Annotated in this window: 10 protein-coding genes; 4 read left to right on the forward strand and 6 right to left on the reverse strand. The window is 55.7% G+C overall.

Going from position 1 to position 14,601, the window contains the following annotated elements; translation table 11 throughout:
• Positions 1-696: 696 nt before the first annotated feature.
• The 5 genes from pgmB to HQN87_RS13440 all read right to left on the reverse strand — a co-directional run bounded on the left by pgmB (position 697) and on the right by HQN87_RS13440 (position 8,960).
• Positions 697-3,732: a beta-phosphoglucomutase gene (gene pgmB, locus HQN87_RS13420; protein WP_173133739.1), complete on the reverse strand. Its 3,036-nt coding sequence runs from the start codon at positions 3,730-3,732 to the stop codon at positions 697-699.
• Between the two features lie 19 nt (positions 3,733-3,751).
• The gene (locus HQN87_RS13425) at positions 3,752-4,843 is read right to left on the reverse strand and encodes a carbohydrate ABC transporter permease (RefSeq protein ID WP_173133742.1); all 1,092 of its coding nucleotides are present in this window, start codon (positions 4,841-4,843) and stop codon (positions 3,752-3,754) included.
• Positions 4,843-5,958 (reverse strand): carbohydrate ABC transporter permease, encoded by a 1,116-nt coding sequence (locus tag HQN87_RS13430; protein ID WP_173133745.1) that lies wholly within the window; start codon positions 5,956-5,958, stop codon positions 4,843-4,845. Before HQN87_RS13430 ends, HQN87_RS13425 begins: the two co-directional genes overlap by 1 nt.
• Positions 5,959-6,192: 234 nt before the next feature.
• On the reverse strand, positions 6,193-7,626 hold the full coding sequence (locus HQN87_RS13435; protein ID WP_173133748.1) for an ABC transporter substrate-binding protein: 1,434 nt from the start codon (positions 7,624-7,626) through the stop codon (positions 6,193-6,195).
• A 329-nt stretch (positions 7,627-7,955) separates the two neighbouring features.
• Positions 7,956-8,960: a LacI family DNA-binding transcriptional regulator gene (locus tag HQN87_RS13440; protein ID WP_173133751.1), complete on the reverse strand. Its 1,005-nt coding sequence runs from the start codon at positions 8,958-8,960 to the stop codon at positions 7,956-7,958.
• Positions 8,961-9,262: 302 nt separating this feature from the next.
• On the opposite strand from HQN87_RS13440, the gene HQN87_RS13445 reads away from it, so the two are divergent.
• From HQN87_RS13445 to pepT, 4 genes are all read left to right on the forward strand, one after another.
• Positions 9,263-10,309, forward strand: a complete 1,047-nt coding sequence (locus HQN87_RS13445) for an LLM class flavin-dependent oxidoreductase (RefSeq protein ID WP_173133754.1) — start codon at positions 9,263-9,265, stop codon at positions 10,307-10,309.
• A gap of 436 nt (positions 10,310-10,745) precedes the next feature.
• A complete protein-coding gene (locus HQN87_RS13450) occupies positions 10,746-11,720 on the forward strand; it encodes a hypothetical protein (protein ID WP_173133757.1) in 975 nt (324 codons plus the stop codon).
• A gap of 28 nt (positions 11,721-11,748) precedes the next feature.
• Positions 11,749-12,450: a class D sortase, LPxTATN-specific gene (gene srtD / locus HQN87_RS13455; RefSeq protein ID WP_173133760.1), complete on the forward strand. Its 702-nt coding sequence runs from the start codon at positions 11,749-11,751 to the stop codon at positions 12,448-12,450.
• Between the two features lie 17 nt (positions 12,451-12,467).
• Positions 12,468-13,700: a peptidase T gene (pepT, locus tag HQN87_RS13460; protein ID WP_173133763.1), complete on the forward strand. Its 1,233-nt coding sequence runs from the start codon at positions 12,468-12,470 to the stop codon at positions 13,698-13,700.
• Between the two features lie 54 nt (positions 13,701-13,754).
• Here pepT and HQN87_RS13465 read toward each other — a convergent pair whose 3' ends face one another.
• Complete coding sequence (locus tag HQN87_RS13465) at positions 13,755-14,207, reverse strand: winged helix-turn-helix transcriptional regulator (protein ID WP_173133766.1); 453 nt, start codon at positions 14,205-14,207, stop codon at positions 13,755-13,757.
• Between the last annotated feature and the right edge of the window lie 394 nt (positions 14,208-14,601).

The raw sequence follows: 14,601 nt of genomic DNA on the forward strand, positions 1-14,601 counted from the left end.
ATTAACGTTCGCCGAGTTTGATCGGTTATTTACGCTGCAAAGGCTACCTGTGGAGTGGAAGATTTATTTAGCCCATGCTATTGATTTAATTACCAGAATATAGGTAATCAACAGGCTTAACCTTTTTCCAATTACTTAACCCAGGTGGAGGAACGAAGCGGGGGTATTGATCCGGGTACGGAACGGGGAGATAGTGCGAGATTAGTAGCCAGGGGATGGGACGGGGAGATAGTGCGGAATTAGTAGCCAGAGGATGGGACGGGGTGATAGTGCGGGATTAGTAGCCAGGGGATGGGACGGGGAGATAGTGCAAGATTAGTTGCCAGGGTACGGAACGGGGGGGATATTGCGGAATTAGTAGCCAGGGGATGGGACGGGGTAGATGGTGCGGCATCAGTAGCCAGGAGACGGAACGGGGCGATGTCGAGGGGGACTGAGCGGAGCGAGAGCGAGAGTGACAGGAGCAGCGGCACCCCTCCCCAACGTCTCCCTCCCTCCTCCTCTTGTTCGTTATCGCCAACCGGCTCGGCGTCTTCTTCTGTTTGGACAAAAAGCCCTGTTCCCCACACAAATGTGGAGAACAAGGCGACTACAATCCCCCTTGCCTGCGGAGCGGGGGACTGTGGAATACTACGCCCCCGCTCCCGCTGCGCGGACGCGGGTTCCACTGCACGGCCACAGCCTCCCGGGGGGTGGCTAATGCCCGAACAGCTCAAGCAGCTTCCCGGCGTCCAGCGCCGCCGTGGAGGGCAGCACCAGGTCGGCCGCGCCGGGCTGGTGCACGCCCCCAATGCCTACGGCCTTCATGCCTGCCGCGCGAATCGCGGCAAGGCCTGCGGCCGCGTCCTCCACGCCGATGCAGTGGCCCGGCGTGACTCCAAGCAGCTCTGCCGCCTGCAGAAAAATCTCCGGATCGGGCTTGCCCTTCCGAAGCTTTGCGGGGTCGGCTACCGCCTGGAACCAATGGGCTGCGCCGAGGCGCTCCAGAATCTGCGGCGCATTCAGGCTGGCCGAGGCCAGCCCCACGGAGATTCCCCGCTCCCGCAGGGAATCCAGCAGCTCAGGAATCCCCGGCAGCAGGTCCGCCGGGGTGATCCGGCCGATCATCTGCCGGTAATGATCGTTCTTCTTCCCCGCCAGCCGGAGCTTCTCGGCCTCGGGCAGCCGCGCTAGCTCGCTGCCCTCCAGCACAATCTCCAGCGACTCCATCCGGCTGACACCCTTCAGCCGTTCATTCTTCTCCCGGCTGAAGGGAAGGCCCAGCTCATCCGCGAGCGCCTGCCAGGCCAGATAATGGAATTCAGCGGAATCGGTGATCACGCCGTCCAGATCGAAGATAACGGCCTCCAGCCGCCGGGTAAGCGGAGCCGCCACCGGCTCCTGCGGGAGCAGGCGCAGCGGCTGCCCCTTGTGCCGGATCGTAAGCCCCTCCCCTTCGAGCAGCGTATACACCGCCGCCTCACGGTCAACGAAGATATCCAGCAGTTGTCCGCGTAATGTGATTTTGAAGTGGTAGCTCTCCCACTGCTCCGGCAGGACCGGAGCGAAGCTCAGCTCTCCCTGAACCAGCCGCATACCTCCAAAACCGTTCACAATCGACATCCACGAACCCGCCATCGCCGCCATATGCAGCCCGTCCTTGGCATTGCGGTTGATATCATCCAGATCCATCCGCACCGTGCGGTCGAAGTAGCTGTATGCCCCGGCCAGATCGCCAATCTCCGCAGACATGATGCTGTGGATACAAGGGGATAACGAGGAGTCATGGGTCGTCAGCGGTTCATAATAATTGTAATTGCGGAGTTTATCCGCCAGGCTGAACTTGTCCCCGAGCAGGAATAAGGCCATCACCAGATCGGCCTGCTTCAGCACCTGATGGCGGTAGATCACCAGCGGGTGATAGTGAAGCAGCAGCGGATATTTATCCGCAGGCGTATGCTCGAAATCCCATTTCGCCTTCGTCAGGAACGTGTCATCCTGGGCGTAGATCCCAAGCTGCCCGTCAAAAGGAATGAACATGGCCGCTGCGGCCTTCTTCCAGCCCTCCGCCTCTTCGGGGGACAGCCCTATCGCAAGTCTCAGACGTTCGTAATCCGCAGGATACTCCCGCTGTAGCAACAGAGCCGTCTCATAGGCATAGCTGAGCTGGTCCTGTACCATGAGATTGGTATAGGCGTTGTTGTTGACAATCGCCGTGTATTCATCCGGCCCCGTTACACCATCAATACAGAAGGCGCCCCCGCGCGCAGGGTTGTAGTGACCCAGGTCGGCCCAGAAGCGCGAGGTCTCGAATAGAATCTCCGCCCCCCGGTTGACCAGGAAGTCCATATCGCCCGTTGCCTGGACATATTGCTTCAGGCCGTAAGCGATATCGGCATTGATATGCGCCTGGGCCGTGCCTGCCGGGAAGTAGGCCGAATTCTCCTCGCCGTCAATCGTCCGCCACGGGTACAGCGCCCCCTTCTGTGACATGACTGCCGCCCGCTCCCGCGCCTTGCCCAGTGTAGCATAGCGGAATTCCAGCAGCGCCCGGCTGACCTCGGGCCGGGTGAAGGTGAAGAACGGCAGCATATACATTTCCGTGTCCCAGAAGTAATGCCCCTCGTAGCCTTCCCCCGTTAAGCCCTTGGCTCCAATATTCGTCACACCGTCCCGGCCTACAGATTGCAGCAGTTGAAAAGCATTGAAGCGAATGCCCTGCTGCAAAGCAGGATCGCCGCTGATCTCCACATCCGCATGTGCCCAGAAGCGGTCCAGGTAATCCTGCTGCTGCTCAGCCAGACCGGCGAAGCCCAGATTCCCGGCCAGCTCCAGGGCCTCGGAGCTCCGGCCATGCAGCTCCCCCTCCCCGTAATCCTTGGAGGTATGATAGGTGATATATTTGGTCAGCGTTACGGTCTCCCCGCTGCGCACCGCTGCGGCATAACAGACCGAGATGCGCTGTCCGATCAATTGGTGGCTCATCTCCCGGCCGGACTTCGCCTGTAGCGCATGGCTGGCGGCGGTCAGCAGCGCGAACCGCGTATGCCGGGTCCGCTGCTTCATCCACAGCTTCCGGGCAGCAGCGTCATAGCCCGTATCCTCCAGCAGCAGGCTGGGCTCGGCAGTGCCTGCCCCCAGCCTCGGGTCATCGGTCGCTTCCGGGCCGATGATCTCCCCATCCACGGCCGAGTCGAACTTCAGCGTGCCGGAGAAGTTCAACGCCGTCACTGCATAATCGACCGCCGCCAGATGCTTGTGCGCCAGAGACACCAGCCGGCGAATCTTCAGCAGCACCCGGTGGCCGGCGGGCGATTCCCACTCCAGCTCCCGGTGCAGGACACCGCTGCGCATATCCAGCCGGCGCTCATGCCGGTGCAGCTTCCCCTGGTCCAGCCGGAACTCATAGCCCTCAATGCTGAGCCCGATGATACGCGCATCGGTCACATTCAGCATCGCCTGATTGCGGGAAGGGAACCCGAAAGCTCCCTCAGGATAGACGATCCGCTCCGAATCGAAGAATCCGTTCAGATAATTCCCGGCCACCGAAGTGCCCGCCTTGCCGTAATAGCCTTCCTCGAAATTGCCGCGCATCCCGATATATCCGTTGCCAAGCGCGAATATGCTCTCACTCCGCTGATTGTACTCCTCCTCGTAGTGTTCCTCATCAATACTCCACTCATGGAATGGATATAATGCGGGAGGCTGTTCACAGGACTTCATCTTCATCTTTATTTTCATCTCCGTACTCATCTCTGTATTCTCCTCCTGATCAGCCTTTGACGGAGCCGCCCATCAGACCCCGGACGAAATACTTTTGCAGCAGGAAGAAGATCGCCAGCGGCATCAGCATCGAGATGAACGCAGCCGAGGTCAGCAGATGCCAGTCATTGCCGCGGGAGCCGACCAGATCGGCGATCTTCATGGACATGACCTGCACCGACGGCTGGTTGCCGATGAAGATCAGCGAGACCAGATAATCATTCCACACCCAGAGGAACTGGAAGATTCCAATGGAAGCGAGCGCGGGGACGGAGAGCGGCAGAATCAGTCTGCTGAAAATAGTAAAGTGGCTGGCACCGTCAATAAATGCCGATTCAAACAGATCCTTCGGCAGCTGGCTGATGAAGTTGTACATAAAGTACGTAACCAGCGGCAGCCCGAAGGCCGTATGCGCCAGCCAGATGCCAAGATAACTGCCGTTCAGCCCAAGCGCCGTGTAGTCCTTCAATACCGGAATCAGCGCCACCTGAATCGGAATCACCAGCATTGCAATAATGATAACGAACAGCGTCTTGCGTCCGGGAAAGCGCAGCCAGGCGAAGGCATAGGCGGCAAAAGAAGCAATCAGCACCGGAATCACCGTTGCCGGAACTGCAATCGTCAGTGTATTCCAGAATGCCTGCGACAACCCGCTGCCCTTCTGCACCGTCTCGCTGCCGTCCGCCTCCGTAAGTTTGTACTCCTTGCCCGACAGTACATTCTTATAGTTATCGAGCGTCAGGTCAGGCACAGCCTTCCAGCCCTGCTCCTGCATATTAACGGTACGCGCCCTGCGGTTCTCCCACATCAGCCGGGTGTCATCCGCCTTCACGCCTGCTTTGAGCTGATCATCACTGTAAGTCTTGCCGTTCACCTCAATCGGCTCCCGCAGATCAACCTCCTTGGAGAGCTGCACCGTCTCGCCCGCTTTCCATTCCTGATGGGGGAACACCTTCCACCAGCCGGTCTGCAGAATATCCGCTGCGGGGCGGAAGGAGGAGGCAAAGAGTCCGAACGTCGGCAGAATCCAGAGGAAGCAGATGACGCCCAGGATCAGATTCACGGCCGTTTTACTGCCTTTTCTTTTCTTTTTGCCCACCATTAGAATCCCCCCTGCTTGCGGAACTGCCGCAGATTAATCAGAATAACAGGCAATACCGCGATCAGGAGTACGATAGCCAGCGTGGAGCCGTAACCGAAGTTGCGGTACATGAAGAACTGCCGGTAGAACTGTGTCGCTACAACCTCTGTATCGTATTGACCTCCTGTCATCACCATGACGACGTCAAATATTTTCAGGGTGAAGACGATAATAGTGGTGGTTACGGTCAGGATCGTCGTGGAGATGTACGGAATCATGATGCCAAAAAAGATCTTCACCTCTCCGGCGCCATCCACCCGTGCGGCCTCCATAATATCCTCGGGCACCCCTTTGATCGCAGCGGAGAAAATAACCATTGCAAACCCTGTCTGCATCCAGATCAGGATGATGATCAGGAAGAAATTATTCCATGGCTGCAGCATACTCGTCCAGGCCTGCGGTTCCCCGCCGAAATAAGTGACGATCGCATTCAGCAGGCCAATCTGCTCATCGCCCGGCTGATAATAATAGACGAACTTCCAGATCACACCCGCGGCTACAAAGGAAATGGCCATCGGCATGAAAATAATAGATTTGGCGATACGCTCATAGCTGCTCCGGTCGGCCAGAATCGCAATCAGCAGCCCGAAGCAGACGCAGGCCAGCGTACCCACGAACACCCAGAGCAGGTTGTTGCGCAGGGCGGTTGCCATCAGACGGTCGCTGAAGATTGCGGCATAATTCCCAAGTCCGACGAACTTCTCGGAGGAAGCGTTGAAAAAGCTCAAGTATAGCGTCCTTAGAGCAGGCAGGATCAGCAGCCAGCCAAGGATCAGGACAGCCGGTCCGATAAAAACATACGGCAGCACTTGCCTGCGGATGCGGTCGGGATACTGCTCCACCGCCCAGGTCAAGGTGTAATAGATCAGATATACGCCCAGCACGCCCCACAGCACGGCAAGCACCGCAGTCAGCAGCGGATTCAGCGTCGAATCCCGGAAAAACAAGAAGATCAGCCCGTTGATCACAAGGTTTGCCAGCAGCACGCCCAGCGATAACAGCACCGCCCTGCCGCTGATTCTCTGCTTGGCCTGTGTAGCGGCGGTACCCGGCTCCGGCCTTATTGGTGCATCCATATCGTTCCTCCTTTAAGTTTTGCGAAGCAAAACTCTCTCCGTAAGCATCGGCTATATAAGACGCACATTAAGCGGGTGAAATCCGGTGACTGCTGATGCTTCCGAAGCTAGCTTTTCTGCGGACAGCTTTCAGGCAGTCGCTACCGCTCCTACAGTTCCGAATTTCCCCTCCGCTTCCTTTGCTTTTTGTTTATTTCTTTAGTGCTGCCCGGGGTTCCCCCCGGGCGACAGCCTTTAGTTCTTCCAGCCTGACTGGATCTGTTCCAGCGCCTGATCCAGCGTAGCGGTTCCGCTCACATAATCAGTCATGCCTTTCCAGAAGGTACCCGCGCCCACCTTGCCCGGCATCAGGTCAGAGCCGTCGAAGCGCAGGGTCGAAGCATCCTGCACGAGCTTCGCCATCCGGCGGTCGGATTCGGACTGATACCAGTCCAGCGGAGCATCATTCATTGGGGCAATGACGCCGCCGGATTGCACCCAGCTTTTGATCGACTCACCGGTGGTGAAGAATTCCATGACTGCGCGTACTTCAGGACGGTCATTGAACATGGCATAGATATCGCCTGCCACAAGCACCGGCTTGCCATACTGCTCATCAATCGGCGGGAGATAGAACCAGTCATAATCGGTATCCACCTTGGCCGTTTCCGGGAAGAAGCTGGTAATGAAGTTCCCCATCAGGTTGAACCACGCTTTGGGAGGATTCTCGAACATCGGCTTCGGAGCATCGCCGAATGCAGTGGTGACGATGGATTTCGCACCGCCGTAGACATAATCCTTGTTCAGCCAGATCTTGGACATCACTTCTACAGCGTTCTTCACTTCCGGAGAAGTGAACGGCAGCTCACCGCTTACCCACTTGTCATAGTTCTCAGGAGTCGTGGTCCGCAGCATGATATTCTCTACCCAGTCGGTTGCCGCCCAGCCTGTAGCCGCGCCGCTCTCGATACCGATGGCCCAGGCAGGATCACCGTCTTTGGCAATCTGCTCCGTCAGGGTCATCAGCTCATCCCAGGTCTGGGGAACCGTGTATCCGGCATCGTCAAATTGCTTCTTCGGATACCAGACCAGACTCTTCACGTTGCTGCGGTTCCAGATCCCGGCCATAATCTTGCCGTCCTTACCATCCATGGTGGACATATCCAGCCAGCTCTTATTGTAGTTGGCCGTCAGCTTCGCCTGATCCAGCACTCCGGTCAGGTCAACCACCTTGCCGGTTTTGGCAATGGAGGCCAGAAGCCCCGGCTGCGGGAAGTCCGCGATATCCGGCGCGTTGCCGCCATCGACCCGGATATTAATCGTTGCTTCGAATTCTTTGGAGCCTTCATACTGAATATCAATGCCGGTCTTCTCTTCGAATTCCTTAATGCTGCTCTCGAACTTCACCTGGTCGGCATCCACGAACGGGCCGAACATAGTGACCTTGGTGCCTTTATATTCACCCTTCATCGCTAAGTCCAGCGGACTTCCGGCCGTTGCTGGGTCTGGAGCATTTGTCGAGGTTCCGTTGTTATCTGCTGAAGGTGCCGGTGTTGCCGCTTCTGTTGCTGCCGGAGCTTCCGTCGGCGCAGCAGCGTTATTATTCCCGCCGCATCCGCTGAGCATCATGGTGAAGGATAGGCACAGCACCATCGCGAGTGACAGTTTACGTGCTGGAGCTTTCTTCATTGTTTCATACATCCCCTTTAATTGTTTTTAGAGACTGCATTAAGCCAGCTTCATTCCCGGAACAGCTTCCGGCAGAGCAGTGGATCACCTCCTTGCAAAGGTTTTCAGAGAAAGGTATAGCTGCAATTCCGGTTCGTCATTTCCTGCTTCAACCGGCTTAAGGAATCCAGCAGGGCACTTTCCACCCACCTCTAGGATGTATACGCTTCCAATAGTTCAGTAGTGAATATCCAGATTCCCTATAATGAAAAGCTTTTCAAAAAGGTAAAAAGAAACCGTACTGCTCTCTGCCAAAGCAGCCGTGCTTCCAACCTGCCAGGGCCTAAGCCTCATTTCTCACGCGAGGATTCTCTTATGATTAGCTTATGCTCCAGCTTCTCTTTCATGACAGACACCGTGCCATCGGTCAATAATTCATGCAGCTTCTCCGCTGAACGGTACCCCAGCTGATAGATCGGCTGTGCAATCGTCGTCAGCTTCGGAATGAACATGCCCGACATCCGCAGATTGTCGAAGCCGATGACAGATACCTGGCCCGGCACCAGAATATTGCGGTCCTTCAGATAAGAGATCGTTCCCATCGCGAACTCGTCGGCCACGCAGAATACCGCGGTTAGCTCGGGATACGCAGTGAAGAGATCATGGGAGGCCTGATATGCCTGCTCAAAACGATGATTCGCATACTTGATCTTCCCGGCATTCCGCTCCAGCCCCGATTCGGTCAACGCTCTCACAAATCCTGCCACCCGCGGCGGTCCGGACACCGAATTATCATGATTGAAGCCGATCATTCCGATCTCCCGGTGCCCCAGCTCAATCAGGAACTTCACCGCATCATACGCCGCCTTCTCATCATCCACCTCCACCGAGGCCACCTCATACTCATCGGAGTGGGAAGAGACCAGCACAAACGGGATTCTGCAGCCTACCAGCTTCTCGTAATACTCCGGGTACAGAATGTCACTGGCGAATACAACACCATCCACCTGCTTCTCATGAAAAGTATCAATGTAGGACAGCGTCCGCTCCTTGTCACGGTCTGTATTGCAGATCATCAGACTGTAACCGAGCTTAATGCAGGCATCCTGCACTCCGCGGATCACTCCGGCGAAATACATATTCTCAATGTCGGGTATAAGCAGACCCAGTGTGAAAGACTTCTTGTAAATTAGACCCCGTGCAAAAGCATTGGGCTGATACTTAAGCGCTTCTATCGCTTCGATGACCCGGCTGCGCTTGCTCTCCACCACCGTATCCGGCGCGTTCATTACACGGGAAACTGTGCTGATGGATACCCCGGCCATCTTGGCGACCTCTCTGATTGTTGGCTTCATAGACTGACTTCCTTTGTGTGAAAGATAAGAGTTGTCCTGCTTCGCGTAAATTAAATGTTCCTCATCTTTCTCTCTGACACGGCTGCTCTCCTTATAGGATGACTGAGCCAATTTAACTTAGAAAAGCTTTTCAAAGCGATTATAGCAAGGCTCCCTTAAATTGGCAAGCAAATTGTTATCGCTTACATTCCCCTTCAGGCAACCACTCACCGGCATAGCACTTACTTAAAGTGTGTAAATTATATTATTTCATGTTATAATTGACGGGTATATGGATTCATGGCTGTAAATACTGCTTACTGATGCGGAAGGCATCTATTATAGGAGGGATTAATGTGAAGCAATTGCACGACATACCATTCTCTGTACTGGATTTGGCCCCTATCCGGGAGGGCGGAACAGCGGCGGATTCTTTTCATGACACCCTTGATCTGGCGCGTCATGCCGAGGACTGGGGGTATCACCGTTTCTGGCTGGCGGAGCATCATAATATGCCCGGTATTGCCAGCTCCGCAACCTCTGTGGTCATCGGACATGTGGCAGCCGGAACCCGCAGCATTCGGGTAGGCTCGGGGGGCATCATGCTCTCCAACCATGCACCGCTTATGATCGCAGAACAATTCGGCACTCTGGAATCCTTGTATCCGGGACGGATTGATCTGGGTCTTGGCAGAGCCCCCGGCTCGGATCAGGCCGCAGCCAGAGCCCTGCGCCGCGGCCTTGGCGGTGACGGCAGTGAATTCCCTGAGCAGCTTAGCGAGCTCCGGGCTTATTTCGATCCTGAAGGATCAGGCTCCCGCCCGTCCGGGGTACGCGCCGTACCCGGTGAAGGGCTGAACATCCCGATCTGGCTGCTTGGCTCCAGCGGCTTCAGTGCCCAGCTTGCGGGCCAGCTGGGTTTGCCTTTTGCTTTTGCCAGCCACTTTGCACCGGATTATCTGCTGCCCGCACTGCATCTGTACCGCACCAGCTTCCGGCCTTCGGCTGTACTCGACAAGCCCCATGTTATGGTGGGCCTGGGAATCACAGCGGCCGATACGGTGGAGGAAGCGCGAAGGCTCGCTACCTCCCAGCAGCAGCAATTCCTGAACATTATCCGCGGCCGCACCGGGATGCTCAAGCCGCCGGTAGACAGTCTGGACGGAATCTGGACCTCCCAGGAGAAGGCGCTGCTAATGAGCAAACAGCAATACTCCATTGCCGGCGACCAGACGTTGATCAAAGAACGGCTGCTGCAGATTGTGGAAGAGACCGACGCGGATGAGTGGATTATCGCTTCACAGATCTATGATCACTCTGCGCGCCTGCATTCCTATGAGCTTGTGGCTGACCTTTTGAAGAACTCGTAAGAAACATTCACAAGCTGAAGCCCACACCCCCAGCCCATTTAACTACCTATGGAGAACTCTGTAGAAGTAGTTAAATGGGCTGTTTTTTGTTCTTTATAAAATACATCGTAGGGAATATTAAGAGAAATAATGAGTCATTAGCAGTAAACCATAGATAAGGGCTATTTTTCTATTCTAAATGACTATTTTATAGCGATACGCAGCTCTTTCACTGTTTTTATTTAGGCTTTATTTTGATTATACTGGTATTAGAATTCGTTATAACGAACAAACCCTATTGTTCCTTCACTTGTTCGTTCTGAACAGTACTATCGCTTCGATTCGTAGTAGTTCTCCGAAAAACTACTTTATTCGACATGCAGTGCTAAAAAAACACGAACCGGGGCGGATTGTGGAGGGCAGCTCCCGAAGGTCTTCAGAAGAAAGGGGCGGGGAATTGAAAAAGAGACACAAATCCTTAATAGGTGCTTATATTCTAGTCGTTCTGGCAGGAGTGATCTGGCATGCCGGAGGGGCCAGTGCAGAGGATACCATCAAGCTCACCGTGAACGGGCATACGACCAGTACAGCGACCATGAACAATATGCAGCCGGGAGATACGATGGCTTCGGGTTACAGGATTATCAATGACGGCAACGAGCCGTTTGATTATTCGGTAGCCTTCAAATTCCTCGCCGGGGATGCAGATTTGTACAATATACTGCAAATGACCCTGCAAAAAGAGGGAGTAATCCTCTATTCAGGCGTCATGAGCGAGGCAGCAGGCGTAGTAACCATTGGCTCACTGGCAGGAGGAGCAGGGGAAGACATTCAAATGCAGGTGTTGTTCCCTCCCGAAGCCGGTAACGAGTTCCAGGAGAAGACGGTAAGTGTCGCCTTTGAATTCACGGCTACCGCAGCGCCTGCGCCGACAGCCGGTCCGACCTCGTCACCGCAGCCGACAGAGGAGCCAGCGGCTACAGTAACGCCTGTACCTACGGCCACACCGGGGTCCACCAGCAGCCCTGGCAGTACGCCCGCTGCAACAATAGTCCCTACGGATTCACCAGCCGGAAGTGCATCGCCTGGAAGTTCAGCAGCGCCATCACAGGCACCCGAGGCAACGGCTGCAGCAACTCCGGATGGAGTGACCGTAAGTGAAGCCCCTGTTCCGCTGGGCGGAGGGGATGACAGCGGCGGCAACAGTCCGGCGGCCACACCGGATTCCGGAGCAGCTACACTCGGCAGCACTCCGGCACCTTCACCGGGGGATGAAATCCCCCTAACCGCTGAGGAGCTGCCACTGGGGGCACCGGATGGCGACGGCAAGCTGCCGGACACTGCCGGGCCTTGGTACAATCTGATTGCGGCCAGCATAGTCGTTGCTATTCTGAGCATGATTGCAATTCGCAGGCTGGGTCCGAAAAAATAACAGTAAGCATAAGGCAGGAGGTGAGAGTATGAAGATTCGCTTCGGGTTATCTGTGGCCGTGAAGCTGATCTTCCTGCTCTCTTTGTGCGTCATGCTGTATTCTGCATTCCAGATCCTCCGGGCGCCGGCCGAAGCCCGCGAGGCACTGAAGATCTGGGACAAAAAGAGGGAGGAAGCCCCTCCGCTTCAGGTATCCATAGAAGAAACTCCGCTGCCTGACGGAATGATCAGCAGTCCCGCCGCACCTGCGGAAGCCAAACCTGCCTATATAGAGGGGGAGGTGATTGGCGAGATCTATTTTCCCAGGCTGGATAGGCGGGTGGCCATTCTGGAGGGGACCGGACAGGCAGAGCTTAAGCAAGGCGCCGGGCATGACGAAGCAAGCGCCGCACCGGGTGCCTCCGGCAACAGCGTGCTCGCCGGGCACCGCGATACCGTCTTCCGAAGACTGGGCGAGCTTGCGATTGAAGATATCATTGAGGTGGAGACGGCGGACGGGACCTTCACCTATGAAGTGACCGGAAGCAGAATTGTAGATGGAGACACACGGGGAGCGATTAAGCCGAGCGGGGAGCCTCTCCTCACCTTGATCACTTGTTACCCGTTCTCTTATGTAGGTTCCGCGCCCGACCGTTATCTGCTCTCGGCAAGACTCATCTCCAGCCAGCCGCTGGTACGGCAAAGTATGAGACCTCGTCCAGATCGTGATACTATAGACATACGAAGCTGAAGAGGAGATGACCCCAAGTGAAAGAAGAGTTAATTAGACGTTTTGTATCTTATGCTGAAATGGATACCCAATCGAATGAGGATAGCGAGACCTGCCCTTCCACTCCCGGCCAAATGGTGCTGGCGCATAAGCTGGTAGAAGAACTGCAGGAGATGGGGCTGACAGAGGTTACAGTGGACGAGCACGGGTATGTCATGGCAACCCTGCCGGCCAATACGGACAAGGAGGTTCCGGTCATTGGCTTCCTGGCCCATCTGGATACGGCCACGGATTTCACCGGCACGAATGTGAAGCCGCAGATAGTCCGGGAGTATGACGGGCAGGATCTGGTGCTGAATGAGGCCCAGAATATTGTCCTGTCTACGGAGAGCTTCCCGGAGCTGCGCGGTTACAAGGGTCATACCCTGATTACGACCGACGGCACCACCCTGCTGGGGGCGGACAACAAGGCCGGGATCGCTGAGATTGTGACGGCTATGGGCTATCTGCTGGCGCATCCGGAGATCAAGCATGGCAAGATCCGGGTCGCTTTTACCCCCGATGAAGAGATCGGACGCGGCCCGCACAAGTTCGACGTTGCCGCATTCGGCGCTTCCTATGCCTATACTGTGGATGGAGGTCCGCTCGGAGAGCTGGAATATGAGAGCTTCAATGCCGCCGCCGCCAAAATCAGCTTCCACGGGGTCAACGTACATCCCGGCACAGCCAAGGGCAAGATGATCCATTCATCCAAAATCGCCATGGCCTTCCATCTCCGGCTGCCTGCCGGTGAAGCCCCTGAATTCACAGACGGTTATGAGGGCTTCTACCACCTGATCTCCATGCAGGGCAGCGCCGAGCACAGCAAGCTGCATTACATTATCCGTGACTTTGACCGCGAACAATTCGAGCACCGCAAATCAAATATCGCCGCTATTGTCGATGAATTCAAATCTACCTACGGGGCAGACAACATCGTGCTGGAAATGAATGATCAATACTATAATATGCGCGAGAAAATAGAGCCGGTCAGCCATATCGTCGATATCGCCCGCGAAGCGATGGAAGGTCTGGGGATTACGCCGGTCATCCGTCCGATCCGCGGAGGCACCGATGGCTCGCAGCTCTCCTACATGGGACTGCCTACCCCGAATATTTTCACCGGCGGCGAGAACTTCCACGGCAAATTCGAATATGCCTCTGTAGACGTAATGCTGCAGGCTGTTCAGGTTATCGTTGAGATCGCCCGACTGGCTGAGCACAAAGCTTAAGGCAGTCAAGCTTGCCTGCCTAGCACAAATATCCCCGGATGGAGCATGGTCTGCTCATTCGGGGATATTCGTGCTGCGCGGAGCTTCTTCCCTGGAATCCTTCCCGGACCGCCCGTCCGTATCGGTGCTGCCGGGTTCAAGCCGGGCCAGTAACTCCCGGTACTCTTCTCCCCAGTGCTTGATGCTCAGGATGCCTGTCTCCAGGCCCCGCGCCCACTCTGTTAGAGAGTATTCCACCCTCTGCGGCACCTGCGGATAGGCTTCCCTGTGAACCAGACCGTCACGCTCCAGCTCCCTTAACTGCATAGCCAGCATCCGCTGGGTAATTCCGGGGCATAACCTGCGAAGTTCATTGAACCGCTTCGTTCCGCTGATCAAATGGTAGAGCAGTACCCCTTTCCATTTACCGCCAATAACCTCAAGGGTCCGCTGAAGCGAATGGATGCCTGCCTCCTGCTTCAAGTCCTCTGCCTCCCCGGAGCTCCCGGTATTCCCCTGTGCCTTCATCTCTGCCGCTCCTCATTTCCTGATGTGCCTAGAATTAGTATAAGTGTACCATAGATATCCCCAGATATTCTCCATTTCGCCCGGCAAGTGGAAACGACCAAGCCGACTTGTAAGGACGGCACCGTTTCAATAAATCACCCTTGGCCCGATAGCCTACGTGCCAGCACATTGTATTCGGTTTTTCGCCTACATTTGGCCTACGTGGCATTCCCAGTCCTATTGTGTTCGGTTTTCCGATTACATTCGGCCTACGCGGCGCGTCCAGTCCAATTGTGTTCGGTTTTTCGATTACATTTGGCTTACGCGGCGCCCCCAATCCCATTGTGTTCGGTTTTCCGATTACATTCGGCTTACGCGGCGCGTCCAGTCCAATTGTGTTTCGCATCCATTCTAT

The sequence above is a fragment of the Paenibacillus tritici genome, from assembly GCF_013204885.1.
GTDB classification, from domain to species: domain Bacteria; phylum Bacillota; class Bacilli; order Paenibacillales; family Paenibacillaceae; genus Paenibacillus_AQ; species Paenibacillus_AQ tritici.

Coding starts and splice junctions, on each gene's coding strand:
- HQN87_RS13430 (WP_173133745.1), bottom strand. CDS start 5,958: ATGGATGCACCAATAAGGCCGGAGCCGGGTACCGCCGCTACACAGGCC.
- HQN87_RS13440 (WP_173133751.1), bottom strand. CDS start 8,960: ATGAAGCCAACAATCAGAGAGGTCGCCAAGATGGCCGGGGTATCCATC.
- HQN87_RS13445 (WP_173133754.1), top strand. CDS start 9,263: ATGCGGAAGGCATCTATTATAGGAGGGATTAATGTGAAGCAATTGCAC.
- pgmB (WP_173133739.1), bottom strand. CDS start 3,732: ATGAGTACGGAGATGAAAATAAAGATGAAGATGAAGTCCTGTGAACAG.
- srtD (WP_173133760.1), top strand. CDS start 11,749: ATGAAGATTCGCTTCGGGTTATCTGTGGCCGTGAAGCTGATCTTCCTG.
- HQN87_RS13435 (WP_173133748.1), bottom strand. CDS start 7,626: ATGAAGAAAGCTCCAGCACGTAAACTGTCACTCGCGATGGTGCTGTGC.
- HQN87_RS13425 (WP_173133742.1), bottom strand. CDS start 4,843: ATGGTGGGCAAAAAGAAAAGAAAAGGCAGTAAAACGGCCGTGAATCTG.
- HQN87_RS13465 (WP_173133766.1), bottom strand. CDS start 14,207: ATGAAGGCACAGGGGAATACCGGGAGCTCCGGGGAGGCAGAGGACTTG.